The sequence below is a fragment of the Couchioplanes azureus genome (assembly GCF_014648355.1).
GTDB classification, from domain to species: domain Bacteria; phylum Actinomycetota; class Actinomycetes; order Mycobacteriales; family Micromonosporaceae; genus Actinoplanes; species Actinoplanes azureus.
Genome location: NZ_BMQY01000003.1, coordinates 772270 through 792393, shown reverse-complemented (window position 1 = coordinate 792393; position 20124 = coordinate 772270). Strand labels below are relative to the sequence as shown.

Genomic DNA, 20124 nt, shown 5'->3' with positions numbered 1-20124 from the left:
TGGTCGTGCGTGGGCGCCGGCCGGTCCTGCCCGGTCGTGCGTGGGGCCCCGGCCGGTCCTACCTGGTCGTGCGTCGGGGCCCCGGCCGGTCCAACCTGCTCGTGCGTGGCCCCGGGTGGTCCTACCTGGTCGTGCGTGGGGGCCCCGGCCGGTCCAACCGAGTCATGCCTAGCCCAGGCCGGCCTACCCGGTCATGCCTGGCCCCCGCCCGGCCCAACCCTCGGGCGGGGTTCCGTCCGGAAGCGGACGGAACCCGTCTCCCGTCTGGTCAGCCCACCGCCGACCGGCTTCGCCACGCGGCGGCCAGGGAGGTGCGGCCGTTGGTCCGCAGCAGAGACCCCTCGTAGATGCGGGCGCCGATCCCGAGGAATATCACCGCCGCTACCGCCAGCAGACCCAGCGACACGATCGGTTCCCACCCGGCCGCCTCGTCGTTGAAGAGGCGGATCGGCATCGCGATCGGTGACGACAGCGGAATGTAGGACAGGATCCGCATGGCGACCTCGTTGTCCGTCAGGAAGAGGGCGGCGAAGAACGGCAGCATGACCGCCATCTGAAGCGGGGTCGAGGCGCCCGCGATGTCCTCCTGGCGTGCGACCAGCGCGCCGACTCCCGCCCACAGCGTGGCCAACATGACGAAGCCGAGCACGAAGTAGGGCAGGAACCACCCGATCGCCGGTCCGACCTGGCTCACCATCTGCGCGTCCAGGTCGGCGATCCGCATACCGATGGTCGCCACGAGCGCGATCAGGGCGATCTGCCCGAAGGCGAGCAGGGTCAGCGCGGCGACCTTGCCGGCGAGCAGCGCCCGTACCGGCACGCTGGCCACGAGGATCTCCACGATGCGGGTCTGCTTCTCCTCGGTGACGCTCTGGGCGATCTGCAAGCCGAAGGTGAACGACGTGATGAAGAAGAGGAACGCGAGCGCGAACGGCACGATGAACTTCAGGAACGGGTCAGACTCGTCCCCCTCGAGCAGGCGCACCGACGGAGCCGCGCTCAAGGCACCCACTACTTCGGACGGCGCCTCCTCCATGGCGAGCACCGTCGGACCGGCGACCACCGCGGCCTCGACATCGCCGTCGCGCAGGGCCCGCTCGGCGGCCGCGTCGTCGGCGACCGTGCGTACGTCGAGTCCCGCGCCTTGCAGGGCGGCGCCGACCGTGCCCGCGCCGAGTCCCGCGCGTTGCGGAGCGGTGCCGGCCGTACCGGTGGAGACGGCGACCTTGGTGGGACCGCCGTCGAACAGGGCCGGGAGCACGGTGCTCGCGACCGCGATGAAAAGGAAGAACACCGTACTGAAGATGAAGGTCTTGTCGCGTAGCTTGACCCGCAGCTCGCGGGCCGCGACCAGCTGGACGGCCTGGAAGGTGGTCACTGGGTCACCTCTCGGAAGATCTCGGTGAGCGACGGGGCGACCGCGCCGAAGGAACGAACCGGGCCCCGGGCGAGGGCCGCGTGCAGAATCGCCTGGTCGTCGACCCCGGGCGCGAGGTCGAACACCGCCCGGGCGCCGTCCAGGTCGACAAGGGTCAGCCCCGGGTGGTCGCGCAGCCACCCGGCGTCCGCGCCGACCTCGATCTGGAAGCGGGGAAGCGCGTAGGCGGCCCGAAGCTCCTGCCGCGACCCGGCGGCGCGGATGGACCCGTCCGCGATGATCACCAGGTCATCGCAGAGACGCTCGACGACATCCAGCTGATGGCTGGAGAACAGCACCGGCGTACCGGCGGAAGCACGCTCCCGGAGCACGCCGACGACCACGTCCACGGCGAGCGGGTCGAGGCCGGAGAACGGCTCGTCGAGCACGAGCATCTCCGGATCGTGTACGAGCGCCGCGGCGATCTGCACCCGCTGCTGGTTTCCGAGCGAAAGCTTCTCGACCTGGTCACCGGCGCGTTCCGTGAGCCCCAGGCGCTCCAGCAGGCCGGCCGTGCTCCGACGGGCGTCCGCATTGGACATGCCGTGCAGGCGACCCAGATAGACGATCTGGTCGGTCACGGTCATCTTCGGATAGAGCCCACGCTCCTCGGGCATGTAGCCGAACCGCTGCCGCGCCTGCCGGGTAACCGGCGCACCACGCCACCTGACTTCACCACTGTCGGCGGCGAGCACCCCGAGCATGATCCGCATAGTCGTCGTCTTACCGGCCCCATTGGCGCCGACGAATCCGGTCATCCGCCCGGGCTCCACGGTGAACGAGACATCTTTGAGCACCTGCCGTTCCCCGAAACTACGGCTCACGGCGTCAACGGTCAGCACCTTGGTCATTCCTTCACGCTAGGCGGAGCGGCGCCCGAGGGCGTCCGGCCCGCGAACGACCACCGATGTCCTCCTCGCGGAGGACCCGGCCGCGCCCGACCCGTCCCCCGGCCGACCACGCAACCACGACGACGAACGGGCGGCTTGGTGCGTGCGGAACAATCGGTGCAGATGGCGTGCAGGCCAGGTCGGGCGTGGGGCTTGCTCGGGCGTGGGGCTTGCTCGGGCGTGGGGCTTGCTCGGGCGTGGGGCTTGCTCGGGCGTGGGGCTTGCCCCGGCGTGAGGCCTGCTCGGGCGTGGAGCTTGCCCGGGCGTGCGGCCTGCCCCGCCGTGCGGCCCGGCCGACGGACGGGCCTGGCCGACCGACGGGTCCGGCGGACGGGGACCAAGCCCGACCTCAGCCGCCGGGCCGCACGACGCCGAGCTCGTATGCCAGGACGACGGCTTGCGTGCGGTCTCGCGCGCCGATCTTCATCAGCACCCGGCTGACGTGCGTCTTCACCGTCGTCTCGCCGAGGTGCAGAGCGCTCGCGATCTCAGCGTTCGTCGCGCCGCCGGCGAGGTGCACGAAGACCTCGTGTTCGCGGGGTGTGAGCTCGGCCAGCTTGGTGGTCGCCTCTCGCGAGCGCACCGCCGCCGGACTGGCGAAGGTGGCGATGACCCGGCGGGTGACCGCGGGAGCGAGGAGGCCGTCACCGCGGGCGATGACCCGGACCGCGTCAACGAGTGTCTCGGGGGTGCTGTTCTTCAGCAGGAACCCGCAGGCGCCGGCCTGGAGAGCGGCGAAGAGGTAGTCGTCACGGTCGAATGTGGTCAAGATGAGCACCGAGGGCCCGTCCGTGGCGGTGATCCGCCGGGTGGCCGCGAGCCCGTCAAGACCAGGCATCTCCACGTCCATGAGCACCACGTCGGGGCTGGTGAGCCGCGCGAGCTCCACCGCCCGCAACCCATCCGACGCCTCGGCGACGACCTCCAGATCGTCCTCGCACTCGAGGATGGCGCGCAGTCCGGACCGCACCAGGTCGTGGTCGTCCGCGAGCAACAGCCGGATCTTCGCCGCCGTTGCAGTCTCCACCGGATGAGCGGCCACTGCGGGTCCCGCCCCGTGTGGGGCCCCCTCGAACCCTGCGCCTTGGGAAGCTGCCGTAGCCCTGGGTGCTTGCGTGGCGGGCGCCGCTCCAGGCGGCCGAGCAACGGGCGCGGCTCCACCTGGATGGACGGCGAGCGAGGGCACGACGGGTTGAGAAATCGGTGCACCTTCGGTGGTCCGGCTGAGTGGCGCGACTTGGGTGGTCCGGTTGTGTGTCATGGCTTGGGTGGTCCGGTTGTGTGTCATGGCTTGGGTGGTCCGGTTGTGTGGCGCGGGTTCGGTGGTCCGGCTGAGTGGCGCAACTTGGGTGATCCGGCTGAGCGTTGCGGGTTCGCTGGTCCGGTTGAGTGGCGCGGCTTGGGTGGTCCGGCTGAGCGTTGCGAATTCGGTGGTCCGGCTGAGTGATGCGGGTGAGGGTGTCGGCTTGGTGGCGGTCGGGACGGCACCGGCAGGGACGGCGCGTCGAGGGCTGGTCAAGATGGATCTCCTGTCGTGTCGGTGCCCGGCACTGCTGAGGCGTCGGTATCCGGCACTGCCGAGGCGTCGGTGTCCGGCACTGCCGAGGCGTCGGTATCCGGCGCCGCCGAGGTGTCGGTATCCGGCGCGATCGGCAGTCGGGCGCGCACGCGGAAGCCGCCGCCGGCGCGGGCGCCGGTTTCGAGGTGGCCGTCGTGCACGGCCACCCGCTCGCGCATGCCGATGAGGCCGAGGCCGCTCGCCGTGCCGGATGTGTCGCCGCGCCCGTCGTCGGCGATGTCCAGCTCCAGTTCGTGGGCGAGGTAGCGGATCCGGACGTCGATCGTCGTCGCGTTCGCATGCTTGAGCGTGTTGGTGACCGCCTCCTGCACGATCCGGTACGCCGCCTGCGAGACGGACTCCGGCACCGTCCGCGGCGTGCCGTGCACGCCGAGCCGCCCCTCCAGGCCGGCCGCGCGTGCCCGATCGACCAGCTCTTCCACCTGCTCTATCCCGGCCGGACGGTCGACCGACCGCTGGTGCGGAAGCGCCTTACCGTCACCCGGGCGATCCGCGGCGCGCAGGGCGCCCAGCATGCGGCGCAGCTCGTCCACTGCGGTGCGCGAGCACTGCTCGATGGCGGAGAGGGCGGTGCGGGCAAGCTCCGGGTTCCGGTCCATCGCCCGCCGGCTCGCCGACGCTTGGATGCCCATGACCGAGACGTGGTGTGCCACGACGTCGTGCAGCTCGCGGGCGATGCGTACCCGCTCGCCCAGCACGGCCTGCTCGCTGATCAAGGCCTGGGCCGCGCGCAGCTCGGCGGCCTGCTCCTCGAGCTGATGCCTTCGGCGCGCCGCCTGCCAGGCCGTCTCGCCGAACAGGAAGGCGAACCCGAAGAAGAGCGCGTTGATCAGTACGCCGTTGATGATCGAGGCCAGCAGCGGCGGCAGTTCGCCCGAGGCTCCGGGCAGGCCGTCGGCCGGCAGGTCGTCGTGAGCCATCAGCCAGGCCACGGCGAGCCACACGAACATCGCGGCGATGATGACCAGCCGTAGCCAGCGGGCGCGTGGCCGGTCTCGTCCCCAGGCACCCAGTGCGTAGACCGCGGCGAAGATCGCCCCCGAGGCCACCTGCTGCTCCTGCACGCCCCGGTACTGCCCCGAGATGAAGGCGACGGCGACAACCACCGCGACGATCTCAGGGTGGGCGCGACGCCAGATCAGCGGAACGGTGCCCGCCAGGGACCAGCAGATCTGCTCGGCGAGAGACGGCGGGTTTGCACTGGCGAAGATGCCGGCGCTGCGGGCCAGGACGACGTTCAGCACGGCGAGCGCCGCGACGCCGAGGCCGATCGCCAGGTCCGCCCTTCGCTGGGAGGCCGTCGGACCGGGCCGCCGCCAGTGGTCGGAGGCCGCTGCGGGGGTGCCTCGTTCGCGGGGTTGCGGAAGCGCGAGCGCGCCGCCGGCGGAGACCGCGCTCATCGCTGCGCTCCTGAGAGGACGACGAGCAGCGGCACGACTCTCTCGCCGGGCACGGCATATTGCCCGCGGGCCGCCGTGTGCAGCCAGCCGGCGCTGACGAGCTGGCGCAGGTGGTGGTAGATCTGGCCGGTGGTCCCGAGCGCGTCGTCGTCGGCGAGCTCCGTGGCCTTCCGTGTGCCGGCCAGGACTCGGCGCAACAGCAGCAGCCGAACCGGATGGCCCAGGGCCCCCAGCGTGCTGGCCCAGTCGGACCAGTCGGACTCGAAGATGTCGTCCACTGCCGTGCCGAACTGCCAGTCGTAGTGCTCGCCCGTGGGCAGGTTGACCGTGCCGGTGAAGAGCACGGCGCCACCGTTGTCGTCGCCGACCCTCTCGCGGAGGCCTTCCAGTGCCCAGAAGACATCCGGCGGATGCCGGTCGCCGGAGCGCGGCGTGCGGCCGTGGACCGTGCTGGTCAGCTCCGCGAGGCGGCGTTCGAGCTCCGAGACCCGGTGCTCGAGGGGTTCGGCTGAGGCATCCATGGTGGTAGTCTTACGGAACTACGTAATATCGTCAAGATGGAGGTGCCGATGAGCCAGCTGGCGGCGACGGCGAGCATGATCCGTTCCAGGATCGCCCCGGCTTGGCCGCGACCTACGAAGAGCATGATCAGGCCGAGCGCGCCGCCCAGGGGAATGGTGAGGGCGGCATGAACGCCCGCCAGGCGGCGTGCGGCCGGGCGGAAGGCGGCCGATACGGCGACGAGAAGCATGGCGCCGGCCAACAGCACCATGCCGACGATGCTGGCGGCGGAATGGATCACGTCGCTCGGGGTGGTCGGTTCGAAAGGTGGCAGAGGGCACCGGTCGGTGCAGGGCACCGAGCCCGAGGTCGCGGCGAAGACGGCGGTGCCGCCCAGCAGGGCGGCGACCGGTCGGGACTGCGGCCGCAGCGCCAGCGCGAGCAGCGCCACACCGCCACTGAGAACGATCAGACCCCATCGGTACGCGGTAGCCCACGGCGCCGCCGCGGTGCCCGCCTCGCTCACGTACCCCAGCAGCCAGGAGCCCGGCGCGGCGATCAGCGCACCAAGCATGACGGCCGCTCCCGCGAGGATCGCCAGCCCAGCGGTCGCACCCCACACGCGGACGGCCTGGCCCTCCATGATCCGCAGCATGGGTCCACGCTAGTGAAGTGAACCAATGGCCGTGTGCGCCGGGATGGTGGTGATCACAGGGGCAAGCTCGGGCATCGGTGTCGCCGCGGCGGTCGAGATTCTCCGCGGCAGCGACAAGTTCGTCCTGCCCGGACGGGCCGCGGGAGCATTGCAGCGCGCCGTGCGCCGTGTTCGGCGTGCTGGCCGCTGAGGGGTCGGGCGGCGCTTGGCCGTGCTGGCGGCTCAGGGGTCGGGCGGGGCTTGGCCGTGCTGGCGGCTCAGGGGTCGCGCCGGCCTCGCCGTGCTGGCCGCTCAGGGTCGGAGCGGGATTCCGTCGGATTGCCGCCTCGCGGCTGGTGGGCCGTGGTGGTGCTTGGTGCTGTGGCGGGTGGTGTTGCGGGCAGGTGCTGTGGCGGGTGGTGTCGCGGGCAGGTGCTGTGGCGGGTGGTGTTGCGGGCAGGTGCTGCGGGTCGTGCTTGGTGCTGCGGGCGGGCGGTGGTCCTCAGGACGTCGGGGGTTGGCGGTGCTCACGGGCTCGTGGGGGTGAGGTGGAGCGGTCGGCGCGGGGTGTCGGGTAGTAGTTCGTGGTGACGATGTCCGGGTGTGTCGGGGTGGGCAGGTCGGCGTCGTCGTCGGGGGTGAGGGTGCCGCCCAGTTCGATGATTCGGCGGTGGGCCGCCGTGAGCCGGTCTTCCAGGGTGACGATGCGGCAGGCGGCCGTCAGGAGGATTCCCTCGTCGAGGAGCTGGCGTACGCGACCGGCCAGCTGGAGCTGATGCCGCGAGTACCGCCTGTGACCGCCTAGTGAGCGTTCCGGCTCGATCAGCCCGGCCGTGCCGAGGCTGCGCAGGAACGCGGGCGTCACGCCGAGGATGTCGGCGGCGCGGCCCATGGTGTACGCCGGGAAGTCGGCGTCGTCGAGCGTGGCGGTCATCGAGCCTTCCGGAAAAGTGACACGTGTTCGGTAGTGCAGGTGGTCGGGACGACAGGAGGTCGTCGGTGGAGATCGGGTGACTGTTGGGTGACATAGTCCAAGGCCCCGGCGGGTTACCGGGGCCTTGGCTTTTCAATTCTGCTGCCGACCGTCGCCGGCAAGGCCGTTCCGCCTGCGTGCCGCTAGCGGATGGCCGGAGTGATGGGCATCGGCTGCGATCACCTCTTGTCGATTCGGGGACGTGGCGATTACGCGTTGCTGCGGTATCTCGTCCTCCTTAACCAACTCAGGGTCAATGCCAGTTGCGTGTCGGCTGTGCGTGGCCGACCACCACGATGTTAGGCCCGCCAGGTGTCAATTTCTAGACTCGCCGCTGTAGATTTTTCGCCGCGGCGCGGCCGCGCCGCCGTGCGCGCCGCATCGGGCTGGGCCGCATCGGGCTGGGCCGCATCGGGCTGGGCCGCATCGGGCTGGGCCGCATCGGGCTGGGCCGCATCGGGCTGGGCCGCATCGGGCTGGGCCGCACCGGGCCGGGCCGCACCGGGCCGGACGGCACCGCGCATTGATCTCGCCGGTGCGCGTCCGCCGCCGCACCGCGCTGCGCCGCCGGGCCGCACCGCACTGCGCTGACCTGTTCTGCGCCGGCTGCGCTGCACCGCACCGCGCCGGGCCGCGTCGGGCCGCGCTGCACCGCACCGCGCCGGGCCGCGTCGGGCCGCGCTGCACCGCACCGCGCCGGGCCGCGTCGGGCCGCACTGCACCCTGCTGCGCCGCTGCGCCGGGCCGCACCGTCTGGCCGTACCGGGCCGGGCTGGCGATCGGGAACCCAGGAAGCGGGGCGAGGTGGGGGGAAGGGGAGAGGGCGACGACGCGGGGCGGGCGCGTGGCACAGCGCATCGCTGTGGCGAGAGAGAGGTGACCGCGCCCCGCGTCGTCGCGGGTGGGAGCGCCGGGGACGGCTGCTCCTCTGGTGTTCGCGATGCCTGCCGAGGGCTCGCGCGCCGCGTTTGCGGCGTCAGAACACCGGCAGGGCTGCGCGGGTGCGGCGGATGAGGCCGTGCCGCGCTTTCCTGAGCCCTGACATGCGTACGAGTGTGCCTTCCGCGATTCGCGCCGGGCAACGCAATTAGCCCCGCTCATTGACGGCCGTCGCGCCTCGGGTGGATCATCACCCAACGGCGGTGGCCCAGGTCACAGCCGACCCTCGGTCTAGGGAGCCTGCATGAGCGCTGACCCTGTCCCCAGCACCGACGAAGAACGGCTCGCCCAGCTCGGCTACCAGCAGGAACTGCACCGCCGACTGTCCGGCTTCTCGAACTTCGCGGTCTCCTTCTCGATCATCTCGATCCTTGCCGGCGCGATCACCTCGTACGGGATCGCCATGACCGCCGGCGGGCCGCTCGCCATCACCCTCGGCTGGCTCTTCGTCGGGGTCATGGTCACCTTCGTGGCGCTGGCGATGGCGGAGGTCTGCTCCGCCTATCCGACCGCCGGCGCCCTCTACTGGTGGGCCGCCGCGCTCGCCAAGCGCAACAAGGCCGCGTGGGCCTGGTTCGTCGGGTGGTTCAACTTCCTCGGCGAGGTCGCGGTCACCGCCGCGATCGACTTCGGGGCGGCGATCACCACCTCCGCCTTCCTCGGCCTGGCCTTCGACATGGAGGTCACCGCGGGGCGGACCTTCCTGATCTTTCTCGTCGTCATCGTGGTGCACGGCCTGCTCAACACGTTCGGCGTGAACCTGGTCCGGTTGCTGTCCGACGTGAGCGCGTGGTGGCATCTCGCCGGCGTCGCCGTGATCGTCGTCGTGCTCGCCGTCGTGCCCGACAACCACAAGCCGATCTCCGAGGTGTTCTTCGAGGTCCAGAACGCGACCGGCTTCACGTTCGCCGGGGCGGGCGCCTACGCCGTACTCGTGGGGCTGCTGATGGCGCAGTACACGTACACCGGATATGACGCCTCGGCGCACGTGGCGGAGGAGACCCACGACGCGGCGCGCGCAGCGCCGCGAGGCATCGTGATGTCGGTGGTCGTCTCGGTGATCGCCGGTTTCGTCCTTCTGGTCGCCATCACCTGGTCCATCCAGGACTACGAGGCGGAGCGTACGACCGCACTGGGGTTGCCGCCGGCCCAGATCTTCATCGACGCCGTCGGCCACGATCTGGGGACCTTCCTGCTCTTCATCTGCATGGTGGCGCAGTGGTTCTGCGGCATGGCTTCGGTCACGGCGAACTCGCGCATGGCCTTCGCCTTCGCCCGCGACGGCGCGCTGCCCGGATCGCGGCTGTGGAAGCAGGTCAACCCCCGCACCGGTACGCCGACCAACTCCATCTGGCTCTGCGTGGCGATGAGCACCATCCTGGTGCTGCCGTCGTTGTGGAACACGACCGCCTACCTCGCGGCCACGTCCATCGCCGTCATCGGCCTCTACATCGCCTACGTGGGACCGGTGCTGCTGCGCCGGCTCAGCCCGGACTTCCGGCCGGGGCCGTGGCACCTCGGCAGGTGGAGCGCGCCGATCGGCTGGGTCGCCATCGTCTGGGTCGGGATCATCTGCGTCCTGTTCGTGCTGCCCACGGCCAGCCCGATCACGGCCAAGACCTTCAACTACACGATCGTCGCCGTACTCGTCGTGGTCGGCGCCGCCGGCGTCTGGTGGTTCGCGAGCGCGCGGAAGTGGTTCACCGGGCCCAGGCAGAACCTCATCGAGAAGGCCGCACACGGAGAGCAGACCATGCCGGCCCCGCCGGAGTGATCATCCGAGGCCGGGCCGGACTCCCGGCCCGGCCCGCGGAAAATGTCGGCCCCATGCGATAGGACTGCACCCATGGATCTCGAGGACCTCGCCGTCGGCGTCGACAACGGCAGCATCGACACCGTGCTGCTCGCGCTCACCGACATGCAGGGCCGCCTGCAGGGCAAACGGCTGCACGGCCGCTACTTCATGGACGAGGTCGCCACCGGCGGCAGCGAGGGCTGCAACTACCTGCTGGCGGTGGACGTCGACATGAACACCGTGGGTGGCTACGCGATGTCGTCGTGGGACAGCGGCTACGGCGACTTCGTGCTGCGCCCCGACTTCGCCACGCTGCGGCCGGTGCCGTGGCAACCCGGCACCGCCCTGGTCCTCGCCGACCTCGAGACCACCGACGGCCGGCCGGTCTACGCCTCCCCGCGGCAGATCCTGCGCCATCAGCTCGACCGGCTCGCGGCGCACGGCCTCACCGCGTACGCGGGCACGGAGCTGGAGTTCGTCCTCTACCGGGACACCTACGAGCGGGCGTTCGCGAAGAACTACCGCGACCTCGTGCCCGCTAACCAATACAACGTGGACTATTCGCTGCTCGGCACCGCCCGTGTCGAGCCGTTGCTGCGCCGCATCCGCAACGACATGGCCGGCGCCGGGCTGGTTCCCGAGAGCGCCAAGGGCGAGTGCAACTTCGGCCAGCACGAGATCGCCTTCCGCTACGCCGACGCGCTGACCTGCGCCGACCACCACGTGATCTACAAGAACGGGGCCAAGGAGATCGCCGCCCAGGAGGGGATGGCGCTGACCTTCATGGCCAAGCCCAACGAGCGTGAGGGCAACTCCTGCCACATCCACTTCTCGCTGCGGGGAGAGGACGGGCGCTCGGCGATGCTCGGCGACGGTCCCGCGCACCTGTCGGTGACCGGGCAGCGGGTGCTCGCCGGGCTGCTCGCCACTATGCGGGAGTTCAGCCTGCTCTTCGCGCCCAACATCAACTCGTACAAGCGCTATCAGCCCGGGTCCTTCGCCCCGACGGCGCTGCGCTGGGGGGTCGACAACCGGACCTGCGCCCTGCGCATCGCCGGGCACGGCCAGGGCATGCGGGTGGAGAACCGGGTCCCCGGCGGCGACGTCAACCCCTACCTGGCCATCGCCGCGCTGGTCGCCGGGGCCTTGCACGGGATCGAGCAGGAGCTGTCGCTCGAGGAGGAGTTCCACGGCAACGCGTACGGCGACGACGCCGCGCCCCGGGTGCCGACGACGCTGCGCGAGGCGCTGGAGCTGTGGGAGCGTGGACCGGTGGCGTCGGCGGCTTTCGGCGGCGAGGTGGTCGCGCACTACGCGAACATGGCCCGGGTGGAGCTGAGGGCGTTCGACGCGGCGGTCACCGACTGGGAGCTGCGCCGTGGCTTCGAAAGAATGTAAGGGCTGTGACATGGCCTCGCTTCGCTCGGCGGGCACTGCGCCCCTGAGAGCCGGTGACGAGGACACCGAAACGCACCACGGCAAAGAGCGCCCTGTCCGTTTCGGCGCCCTCGTCACCGCGGCGGGCGCAGTGCGACGGTGGGTGGGTTGACGGGGCGGCTGTGAGGACTGGTGGGGTGTGTGGTGGACAGCACTGATGTGATCGATCCGGCGACCGGGGCGGTGCTGAGTTCGGTGCCGGCCAACGGGGTCGGCGAGACCGATGCGGCGATCGGGCGGGCGCAGCGGGCGTTCGCGGCGTGGCGGCAGGTGGCGCCGGGGGATCGGGCGCGGTTGCTGCGGCGGTTCGCCGCCGTCGTGGACGAGCATGTCGAGGAGCTCGCCGGGCTCGAGGTACGCAACGCCGGGCACACGATCGGCAACGCGCGCTGGGAGGCGGGCAACGTCCGTGACGTGCTGGACTACTACGCCGCCACGCCGGAGCGGCTGTCCGGGCGGCAGATTCCCGTGCCCGGCGGCATCGACGTGACGTTCCACGAGCCGCTGGGCGTCGTCGGCGTCATCGTCCCGTGGAACTTTCCCATGCCGATCGCCGGGTGGGGGTTCGCGCCGGCGCTGGCCGCCGGTAACACCGTGGTGCTGAAGCCGGCCGAGCTGACCCCGCTGACCGCGATCCGTCTGGGGGAGCTGGCGCTGGAGGCGGGGCTGCCCGAGGGCGTGTTCACGGTGCTGCCGGGCAAGGGCAGCGTCGTGGGGCAGCGGTTCGTCACGCATCCGGCCGTGCGCAAGGTGTGCTTCACCGGGTCCACCGAGGTCGGAAAGTCGATCATGGCGGGCTGCGCCGACCAGGTGAAGCGGGTGACCCTCGAGCTGGGCGGCAAGAGCGCCAACATCGTCTTCGCCGACGCCGACCTCGAGCGCGCTGCGGCCGCCGCGCCGGGCGGCGTCTTCGACAACGCCGGTCAGGACTGCTGCGCGCGGTCGCGGCTGCTCGTGCAGGAGTCGGTGTACGAGCGCTTCCTGTCCCTGCTGGAGCCGGCCGTCAAGGCGTTCCGGGTGCAGGATCCGAGCCTTGCGACCGCCGAGATGGGTCCGCTGATCTCGGCCGCCCACCGCGACAAGGTCGCCTCCTACACCGCGACGGCCGAGGTGGCCTTCACGGGTGAGGCGCCGACCGGCGACGGCTGGTGGTTCCCGCCGACCGTCCTGCTCGCCCGCTCCTCCAGCGACCCGCACTGGCGCGAGGAGGTCTTCGGGCCGGTGCTGTCGGTCATGCCGTTCCGGGACGAGGCCGAGGCGATCGAGCTGGCCAACGACACCGAGTACGGCCTCTCCGGCTCCATCTGGACGCGCGACCTCGGCCGCGCGCTGCGCATGTCGCGGGCCGTGGAGACCGGCAACCTCAGCGTCAACTCGCACTCGTCGGTGCGCTACTGGACGCCGTTCGGCGGGATGAAGCAGTCCGGGCTCGGCCGCGAGCTGGGTCCCGACGCGCCGCTGAGCTTCACCGACGTCAAGAACGTGTTCATCTCGACGGACAGCTGAGAGGGTCGGCATGCAACGTTTGCAGGATCGGGTCGCCGTCATCACCGGGGCCGGCAGCGGCATCGGCCTCGCGACGGCCCGGCGGTTCGCCGCCGAGGGTGCCAGGGTGGTCTGCGCCGACGTCTCGCCGGAGGCGGGCAAGGCCGCCGCCGACGAGGTGGGCGGCGAGTTCGTCGCGTGCGACGTCAGCGACGAGGAGTCGGTGCGGGCGCTCTTCGACGGGGTGGCCGAGCGGCACGGCCGGGTGGACATCGCCTTCAACAACGCGGGCATCTCCCCGCCCGACGACGACTCCATCCTGGTCACCGGGATCGAGGCCTGGGAGCGGGTGCTCAGGGTGAACACCACGAGCGTCTTCTTCTGCTGCAAGTACGCCATCCCGCACATGCAGCGGCAGGGCAAGGGCTCGATCATCAACACGGCGTCGTTCGTCGCACTCCTCGGCGCGGCCACGTCGCAGATCGCGTACACGGCGAGCAAGGGTGGCGTGCTCGCGATGACCCGTGAGCTCGGGGTGCAGTTCGCCCGCGAGGGCATCCGGATCAACGCGCTGTGCCCGGGGCCGGTGGCGACGCCGCTGCTCATGGAGCTGTTCGCCAAGGACCCCGAGCGCGCGGCACGGCGGCTGGTGCACGTGCCGATGGGCCGCTTCGCCGAGCCGGAGGAGATCGCGGCGGCGGTCGCCTTCCTGGCCAGCGACGACGCGTCGTTCATGACCGCCGCGCAGTTCGTCGTCGACGGCGGCATCACCGGGGCCTACGTGACGCCGCTGTGAGCTCCGACCTGGCACGACGAATTCGCGAGGGATCGTTTAAGGCGAGGGGAGCGCGGGCACGGTTCGTTCACGCGCTGCTTCGGCAGGGCGCAGGGGTCACATCCCCGCCGGTGGACGCTTCGATCGCTGCGCCGGTGGGTGGCACGGGCCCGAGCGCGGCGCCAGCCCTCAGGGACCGGCGCCGCGCGCTCGTGCTGCCCGGCCTTCGTCGGCCCCACGGCGTCGACGGAACGCCGTTGCCGGGCGCGCGGCGGGGCATCAGCGTCGACGGAACGCCGTTGCCGGCCGCGCGGCGGGGCATCAGCGTCGACGGAACGCCGTTGCCGGGCGCGCGGCGGGGCATCAGCGTCGACGGAACGCCGTTGCCGGCCGCGCGGCGGGGCATCAGCGTCGACGGAACGCCGTTGCCGGCCGCGCGGCGGCCCGGCGGCGCCGGAGGCGTCGGCGAAGCGCCGTGGCCGGGTGTTCGGCGGGCCGGGGGTGGCGGCGCGACGGCTGGGTGGGCGTGATGCGTCCGGTCATCGGGATAACCACCTACGTGGAGCCGGCCAGCTGGGCGGTCTGGCACGACCTGCCCACCGTGCTGGTCCCGCACGACTACGTCGCCGCGGTGACCGCCGCGGGCGGCCGGGCGGTGCTGCTGCCGCCCGACGACCTGGACGCCGACGTGCTGCGGGTCCTCGACGGCCTGGTCCTCAGCGGCGGCGCCGACATCGATCCCGGCCTGTACGGCGCGGACCCCGGGCCGCTGACCGTCACCCGGCCCGACCGGGACGCGGCGGAGCTGCTGCTGGCGCGGGCCGCCCTCGCGCTCGACCTGCCGGTGCTCGGCATCTGCCGCGGGATGCAGCTCCTGGTCGCCGCGGCCGGCGGTGCGCTGCACCAGCATCTGCCCGACGTGCTGGGACACGACCGGCACCGGCCCGCTCCCGCCGTCTACGGGCGGCAGGAGGTGCTCTTCACCGCGGGCAGCCGCGTCGCCGCGCTGATGGGTGACGACCGGGAAGTGCGCTGCTACCACCATCAGGGCGTCGCCGACCCGGGCTCGCTGCTGGTCACCGGGCGTACGGAGGACGGCAGCGTGGAAGCGGTCGAGGATCCGGCGCGGTCCTTCGTGGTCGGCGTGCAATGGCATCCGGAAGTGATGCGGGACAAGCGGCTGTTCGGCGCGCTCGTGGCCGCCGCATCCCGGCGCGGGTGATTTGCGCGCCCCGCGGGGTGATTGGTGGGAATCCGACCGTGCGTGTCGCTGTCACCTGCTCGAACGATTTCGACGTTCGTGAAGAAAACGTCATTGATCAACAGATTGCCGCGTGCGGCCCCGGGTTATGGAAGGCAGGTCGGCGCCGTTCCGGAATTCCCCTCAAGGCCTTGCAGCCGACGGCCGATATCGAAGATCTGGAGACGGAGGAGGTTCGCACCGCATGCGCAGGCCTTTGATCGGGCTGACCTCGTACGCCGAGCACGTGCAGTACAACGGCAACGACGTCCTGGCCGGGATGCTCCCTTTGTCCTACGTCAAGGCTGTGCACGCCACGGGCGGGCGCGCGGTGCTCATCACCCCCGATGATCCCGGCACCGACGTGATCGAGTCGCTGGACGGCATCGTCTTCGCGGGAGGCGGCGACGTGGACCCCGCGCACTGGGGTGCCGAACCGCATCCGGCGACCGGCGCCGATCCCGTCCGCGACCGCTCCGAGCTGATGCTGATGCGCGCCGCCCTCGACGCGGACCTGCCGGTTCTCGGGGTGTGCCGGGGCATGCAGCTCATGGCGGTGGCCACCGGGGGCTCGCTGCACCAGCACCTTCCCGATCTGGTCGGCCATGATCGTCACCGCGCCGCGCCGGGAACCGACCCGCTCGCCGCGGACTCCTCGTCGTTCGGCCGGCACGAGGTCGTGCTGCAGCGCGGGTCGCGGGCCATGGCCCTGCTCGGGTCGCACCTCACCGTCAACTCCTTCCACCACCAGGCCGTCGACGACCCCGGCACCTTCACCGTGAGCGGCTGGTGCCCGGACGACCGGATCGCCGAGATCATCGAGAGCCGCGACCGGACGTTCGCCCTGGGCGTGCAGTGGCATCCGGAACGCACCGGCGATCTGCGGGTCTTCGCCGCGCTGGTGGAGGCCGCCGCCCGCCGCTCGGGCCTGGGTCGCCCGAGCCTGGCCGCCTGATCCGGCGCATCGCCCGGCGCGGGGTCCGGGGCCGAAGTCGGCAGGCGCAGGAGTCTGGATACCGTTACCGTGCAATTTTCAGAAGGACCAGTCCTGGAGGAATGCATGGGCGCCGAGCTGCCGGAGCGACTCCGGACGGCGTTCGGGCGCGGCGGCGAGATGGGCCACCGGATGCGCGCCCTGGACTGGACGGACACCCCGCTCGGGGCGCCCGCCTCGTGGCCCGCGGAGCTCGCCGACGCCGTCGCCACGATGCTCGCCTCGAAGGCGCAGATCGTGCTCTTCTGGGGGCCGGACTACTGCGCGCTCTACAACGACGCGTACATCACCACGATGGGCAGCAAGCATCCCGGCCACCTGGGCCGCCCCGGCCGGGAGATGTGGGCCGAGACCTGGTCGCTGCTGCAGGACCTGTTCGACGGGGTGACCGCGGCCGACGAGGCGTACTACGCCGCCGACCATCCGTTCATGCTCGAACGGTACGGCTTCCTCGAGGAGACGTACTTCGACATCTCCTACGACCCGATCCGGCTCGAGGACGGCACCGTGGGCGGCGTGTTCTGCATCGTCAGCGACACCACCGGCCGGGTGCTGGCCGACCGCCGGGTCCGTACGCTCAGCCGGCTCGGCTCCCTGCTGGCCGACTCGCCGGACGAGGCGGCGCTCGGCGCGCAGGCCGCGCGGGTCCTCGGCGACAATCCCGGCGACGTGCCGTTCGCCCTGCTGTACCTGGGCGGTTCCGGCGAGGCCGCCACCGGGGCCTGCGGCGTCCCGGAGGCGGCGTCCGGGCCGCTGGGCGACGAGGCCCGGCAGGTCGTCGCGGAGGTCATGCGCACCAACCGGCCCGCCGCGGTGCCGGTCGCGGCGGTGACGGCCGCGGCCCCGCCGTCGGCCGCGGACCGGGCCCTGGTGCTGCCGATGGACATGGGCAGCGGCGACGTCGGCGCGCTGGTCGTCGGGGTCAGCCGCTACCTGGCCATGGACGACGGCTACCGGGACTTCCTGGACCTGGTCACCGCGCAGATCTCCCGGGCCGTGACGAACCTGCGGACGTACGAGCAGGAACGCCGGCGGGCCGCCGAGCTCGCCGCGCTGGACGCGGCGAAGACCAACTTCTTCTCGAACGTCAGCCACGAGTTCCGCACCCCGTTGACCCTGATCCTCGGGCCGCTGGAGGATCTGCTCGCGAGCCGGGACCTCGGCGACGAGCTGCGCGAGCGCCTGCTGCCGATGCAGCGCAACGGCCTGCGCCTGCTGAAGCTGGTCAACACCGTGCTCGACTTCTCCCGGCTGGAGTCCGGGCGGTTGCGCGCGGCGTACCGGCCCACCGATCTCGCCGACTACACCGCGCGGCTCGCCAGCACGTTCCGGTCGGCCGCCGAGCGGGCCGGGCTGGAGCTGCGGGTCGACTGCCGGCCGCTGAGCGGTCCGGTCCACGTCGACCGCGAGATGTGGGAGAAGATCGTCTTCAACCTGCTCTCCAACGCCGTCAAGTTCACCCGCTCCGGCGGCATCTCGGTCCGCCTCTGCGAGCGGCTCGGCTCCGCGGTGCTGGAGGTCGAGGACACCGGGGTCGGCGTGGCCGCCGAGGACCAGAAGCTGCTGTTCGACCGCTTTCACCGGGTCACCGGGTCCTGGTCGCGCAGCCACGAGGGTACGGGCATCGGCCTGGCCCTGGTCCGCGAGCTGGCCGAGATGCACGGTGGCACGACGAGCGCGCGCAGCCAGCTCGGCGTCGGGAGCACGTTCACGGTCACCGTCCCGCTGGGCACGGCCCACCTGCCCGCCGACCGCATCCTCGACGAGGGAGCCGTCGCCGTGCCCGACGACGAGGCCCGCCTCTACGTCGAGGAGGCGCACTGGTGGCTGGGCGACACCGGGTCGGAGCCGGGCGCCGCGTCGGTGCCCGGCGAGGTCGAGGCCGCGCGGCGGGGCCGGGTGCTGCTCGCCGACGACAACGCCGACCTGCGGGACCACGTGGCGCGGCTGCTGCGGCCGTACTGGGAGGTCACGACCGCCGTCGACGGCCTGGAGGCCCTCGATCACGCCCGCCGGGATCCGTTCGACCTGATCCTCACCGACGTGATGATGCCGCGGCTGGACGGGTTCGGCCTGATCAAGGCGTTGCGGGCCGACGAGCGTACCCGTGACGTCCCGATCGTCGTGCTCTCCGCCCGGGCCGGCGAGGAGTCCTCTGTCGAGGGTCTCTCCGCCGGCGCCGACGACTACCTGGTCAAACCCTTCTCGGCTCGGGACCTGACCGCTCGCGTACGGGCCAACCTGGAGCTCGGGCAGCTGCGCCGGCAGATCATCAGCCGGCTGCGCGGCCTGGTCGACGCGGCGGCGGCGGTCAACACCGTACGGACCACCGCCGAGGTGCTGGAGGTGGCCGCGCGGCACGTCGCGGCGATGACCTCGGCCCGCCGGGTCGTGCTCACCGCGACCGGAGCCCGCGCGGAGGTGGTCGGCGACCTCACCGGCCCCGCGGAACCCGACGCGACCCTGACGTTGCCGGACACCACGGGTGCGACGCTCGGCGAGCTGAAGGTCTGGTCGGGCGCCGACGGCCCGCCGGAACCGGTGCTGCTGACCCAGCTGGCCCGCCTCGTCGGTCTGCGCCTGGAGAACGCCCGCCTCTACGAGGCCGAGCACCGCATCGCCAGCACGCTGCAGCACAGCCTGCTGCCGCAGTCGCTGCCCCGGGTGCCGGGCGCGATCGTGGCGAGCCGCTACCTGCCCGGCAGCAGCGAGGCCGAGGTCGGCGGCGACTGGTACGACGTCATCGCCGCCCCCGGCGACCGGCTGTTCCTCGTCATCGGCGACGTGGTCGGCAAGGGGGTGCAGGCCGCGGCGGGCATGGGGCAGCTGCGCAACGCGCTGCGGGCGTACATTTTGGAGGGTTTCGACTGCGGTGAGGCCCTGACCCGCCTCAACCGGCTGGTGGACAACCTGGGCCGGCGGCAGTTCGCCACGGTGGTGTGCGTGCGCTTCGATCCGCGTACGCGGGAGCTGCACTACTCCGCCGCGGGACACCCCTCGCCGGTGCGGGCCGCGCCCGGGCAGGAGGGCGAGTTCCTCTACACCACCGCGCTCGGGCCGCCGATCGGTGCCCTGGCGGGCTCGGCCTATCCGACGCTGCGGACCGAGCTGGCGCCCGGCGACCGGCTGCTGCTCTACACCGACGGCCTGGTGGAGGACCGGCGGCAGGGCATCGACGCCGGGCTCACCGAGGTACGCGCCGACCTCGCCAACCCGGCCGACCACGTCGAGGACCTGCTCGACAACCTGCTCGCCAAGGCGGCCCGGCAGACCCGTCGCGACGACATCGCGCTGCTCGCCCTGCAGGCCACCGAGCCGCGCGAGTTCGAGCTGCGGCTCCCGGCCGAGCCGACCCGGCTCAGCGTGCTGCGCCGGCGGCTGGAGGACTTCCTCACCGGCAACGAGGTCCCGGAGAAGGACATCTTCGACCTGATGGTGGCGGTCTCGGAGGCGGCCGCGAACGCGATCGAGCACCCGATCGCCCCGGCCGAGCCGGTGATCATGGTCCGGGTCTCGCTCGACGAGGACGCGGTGACCGCGACCGTGCGCGACACCGGCAGCTGGCGGCCCGCCACGGGTCCCAGCTTCCGCGGCCGTGGGCTGGCCCTGATCGGCGCCCTGGCGGAGCTGTCGGTGACCCGCTCGCAGGAGGGCACCGCGGTGACCCTGCGCCGGCCGCTCAGCCGCTCTTGACCAGCCAGGGCTGGTCGCTCAGCCCGGAGATGTCGAGCACCCGCAGCACCTGCGGGGAGGGCAGGACCTCGAGGGCGGCGGGGAAGCGCTCGGCGAGGCGGATCAGGGTGTGGATGGCCGCCGAGTCGAAGAAGGTGACCGCGCGCAGGTCGAGCGTGAGCGCGCGGGCGTCGTCGCCGGTCGCCGCCTGGAACATCCCGTCCGCCGTCGACATGTCGACCTCTCCGGTCACCACCACGGTGATCCGGTCGCCGGCCACCGACGTGGTGGCCGAGAAGATGTCCTCGGGCCCGTCTTGATCCACGCTGACACGATTACACAGGGGCCCAGGAGCGGCAACAACCCGTGTACGCACCGGGGGCCGGTCATCCG

The 20124-nt window shown here is 71.8% G+C and carries 17 protein-coding genes; 9 read left to right on the top strand and 8 right to left on the bottom strand.

From position 1 onward, the window contains the following. Positions 1-268: 268 nt before the first annotated feature. The 7 genes from IEY99_RS14810 to IEY99_RS35090 all read right to left on the bottom strand — a co-directional run bounded on the left by IEY99_RS14810 (position 269) and on the right by IEY99_RS35090 (position 7355). Positions 269-1378 (bottom strand): ABC transporter permease, encoded by a 1110-nt coding sequence (locus IEY99_RS14810; protein WP_189203422.1) that lies wholly within the window; start codon positions 1376-1378, stop codon positions 269-271. After that, positions 1375-2268, bottom strand: a complete 894-nt coding sequence (locus tag IEY99_RS14805; RefSeq protein WP_189203420.1) for an ABC transporter ATP-binding protein — start codon at positions 2266-2268, stop codon at positions 1375-1377. The genes IEY99_RS14810 and IEY99_RS14805 overlap by 4 nt, the downstream gene beginning before the upstream one ends. Before the next feature lie 388 nt (positions 2269-2656). Next, a complete protein-coding gene (locus tag IEY99_RS14800; protein ID WP_229798664.1) occupies positions 2657-3334 on the bottom strand; it encodes a response regulator in 678 nt (225 codons plus the stop codon). Positions 3335-3822: 488 nt separating this feature from the next. Further along, entirely contained in the window at positions 3823-5286 is a 1464-nt protein-coding gene (locus IEY99_RS14795) for a sensor histidine kinase (RefSeq protein ID WP_189203417.1), read from the bottom strand. Continuing rightward, entirely contained in the window at positions 5283-5807 is a 525-nt protein-coding gene (locus IEY99_RS14790) for an ArsR family transcriptional regulator (protein WP_189203415.1), read from the bottom strand. The genes IEY99_RS14795 and IEY99_RS14790 overlap by 4 nt, the downstream gene beginning before the upstream one ends. Beyond that, the gene (locus IEY99_RS14785) at positions 5741-6442 is read right to left on the bottom strand and encodes a DUF998 domain-containing protein (RefSeq protein WP_189203413.1); all 702 of its coding nucleotides are present in this window, start codon (positions 6440-6442) and stop codon (positions 5741-5743) included. The genes IEY99_RS14790 and IEY99_RS14785 overlap by 67 nt, the downstream gene beginning before the upstream one ends. Positions 6443-6923: 481 nt before the next feature. Further along, entirely contained in the window at positions 6924-7355 is a 432-nt protein-coding gene (locus IEY99_RS35090; RefSeq protein ID WP_189203411.1) for a MerR family transcriptional regulator, read from the bottom strand. A 1222-nt stretch (positions 7356-8577) separates the two neighbouring features. On the opposite strand from IEY99_RS35090, the gene IEY99_RS14775 reads away from it, so the two are divergent. The 9 genes from IEY99_RS14775 to IEY99_RS14735 all read left to right on the top strand — a co-directional run bounded on the left by IEY99_RS14775 (position 8578) and on the right by IEY99_RS14735 (position 19752). Then, positions 8578-10107 carry an amino acid permease gene (locus IEY99_RS14775; protein ID WP_189203409.1) on the top strand — a complete coding sequence of 510 codons (1530 nt, stop codon included), beginning with the start codon at positions 8578-8580 and terminating at the stop codon, positions 10105-10107. A 72-nt stretch (positions 10108-10179) separates the two neighbouring features. After that, the gene (locus tag IEY99_RS14770; protein WP_189203407.1) at positions 10180-11526 is read left to right on the top strand and encodes a glutamine synthetase family protein; all 1347 of its coding nucleotides are present in this window, start codon (positions 10180-10182) and stop codon (positions 11524-11526) included. A 183-nt stretch (positions 11527-11709) separates the two neighbouring features. After that, a complete protein-coding gene (locus IEY99_RS14765) occupies positions 11710-13071 on the top strand; it encodes an aldehyde dehydrogenase family protein (protein WP_189203405.1) in 1362 nt (453 codons plus the stop codon). A 10-nt stretch (positions 13072-13081) separates the two neighbouring features. After that, a complete protein-coding gene (locus IEY99_RS14760; protein WP_189203403.1) occupies positions 13082-13846 on the top strand; it encodes a 3-oxoacyl-ACP reductase in 765 nt (254 codons plus the stop codon). Positions 13847-13956: 110 nt separating this feature from the next. Then, the gene (locus IEY99_RS14755) at positions 13957-14355 is read left to right on the top strand and encodes a hypothetical protein (protein WP_189203401.1); all 399 of its coding nucleotides are present in this window, start codon (positions 13957-13959) and stop codon (positions 14353-14355) included. Then, positions 14355-15047, top strand: coding sequence for a gamma-glutamyl-gamma-aminobutyrate hydrolase family protein (locus IEY99_RS14750; protein WP_189203399.1), 693 nt, complete (start codon positions 14355-14357; stop codon positions 15045-15047). The genes IEY99_RS14755 and IEY99_RS14750 overlap by 1 nt, the downstream gene beginning before the upstream one ends. Before the next feature lie 38 nt (positions 15048-15085). Beyond that, on the top strand, positions 15086-15286 hold the full coding sequence (locus IEY99_RS14745; RefSeq protein WP_189203397.1) for a hypothetical protein: 201 nt from the start codon (positions 15086-15088) through the stop codon (positions 15284-15286). After that, positions 15271-16020 (top strand): gamma-glutamyl-gamma-aminobutyrate hydrolase family protein, encoded by a 750-nt coding sequence (locus IEY99_RS14740; RefSeq protein WP_189203395.1) that lies wholly within the window; start codon positions 15271-15273, stop codon positions 16018-16020. Before IEY99_RS14745 ends, IEY99_RS14740 begins: the two co-directional genes overlap by 16 nt. 105 nt (positions 16021-16125) lie before the next feature. Continuing rightward, positions 16126-19752: a SpoIIE family protein phosphatase gene (locus IEY99_RS14735; protein WP_189203393.1), complete on the top strand. Its 3627-nt coding sequence runs from the start codon at positions 16126-16128 to the stop codon at positions 19750-19752. On the opposite strand, the gene IEY99_RS14730 is transcribed toward IEY99_RS14735, so the two are convergent. Further along, positions 19739-20056, bottom strand: coding sequence for an STAS domain-containing protein (locus IEY99_RS14730; protein WP_229798662.1), 318 nt, complete (start codon positions 20054-20056; stop codon positions 19739-19741). The genes IEY99_RS14735 and IEY99_RS14730 overlap by 14 nt on opposite strands. Positions 20057-20124: the final 68 nt, after the last annotated feature.

What these genes read in the sequence shown, in the direction of transcription:
- IEY99_RS14805 (WP_189203420.1), bottom strand. Translation starts at nt 2,268, where the DNA reads ATGACCAAGGTGCTGACCGTTGACGCCGTGAGCCGTAGTTTCGGGGAA.
- IEY99_RS14795 (WP_189203417.1), bottom strand. Translation starts at nt 5,286, where the DNA reads ATGAGCGCGGTCTCCGCCGGCGGCGCGCTCGCGCTTCCGCAACCCCGC.
- IEY99_RS14790 (WP_189203415.1), bottom strand. Translation starts at nt 5,807, where the DNA reads ATGGATGCCTCAGCCGAACCCCTCGAGCACCGGGTCTCGGAGCTCGAA.
- IEY99_RS14785 (WP_189203413.1), bottom strand. Translation starts at nt 6,442, where the DNA reads ATGCTGCGGATCATGGAGGGCCAGGCCGTCCGCGTGTGGGGTGCGACC.
- IEY99_RS35090 (WP_189203411.1), bottom strand. Translation starts at nt 7,355, where the DNA reads ATGACCGCCACGCTCGACGACGCCGACTTCCCGGCGTACACCATGGGC.
- IEY99_RS14775 (WP_189203409.1), top strand. Translation starts at nt 8,578, where the DNA reads ATGAGCGCTGACCCTGTCCCCAGCACCGACGAAGAACGGCTCGCCCAG.
- IEY99_RS14770 (WP_189203407.1), top strand. Translation starts at nt 10,180, where the DNA reads ATGGATCTCGAGGACCTCGCCGTCGGCGTCGACAACGGCAGCATCGAC.
- IEY99_RS14760 (WP_189203403.1), top strand. Translation starts at nt 13,082, where the DNA reads ATGCAACGTTTGCAGGATCGGGTCGCCGTCATCACCGGGGCCGGCAGC.
- IEY99_RS14750 (WP_189203399.1), top strand. Translation starts at nt 14,355, where the DNA reads ATGCGTCCGGTCATCGGGATAACCACCTACGTGGAGCCGGCCAGCTGG.
- IEY99_RS14740 (WP_189203395.1), top strand. Translation starts at nt 15,271, where the DNA reads ATGCGCAGGCCTTTGATCGGGCTGACCTCGTACGCCGAGCACGTGCAG.
- IEY99_RS14735 (WP_189203393.1), top strand. Translation starts at nt 16,126, where the DNA reads ATGGGCGCCGAGCTGCCGGAGCGACTCCGGACGGCGTTCGGGCGCGGC.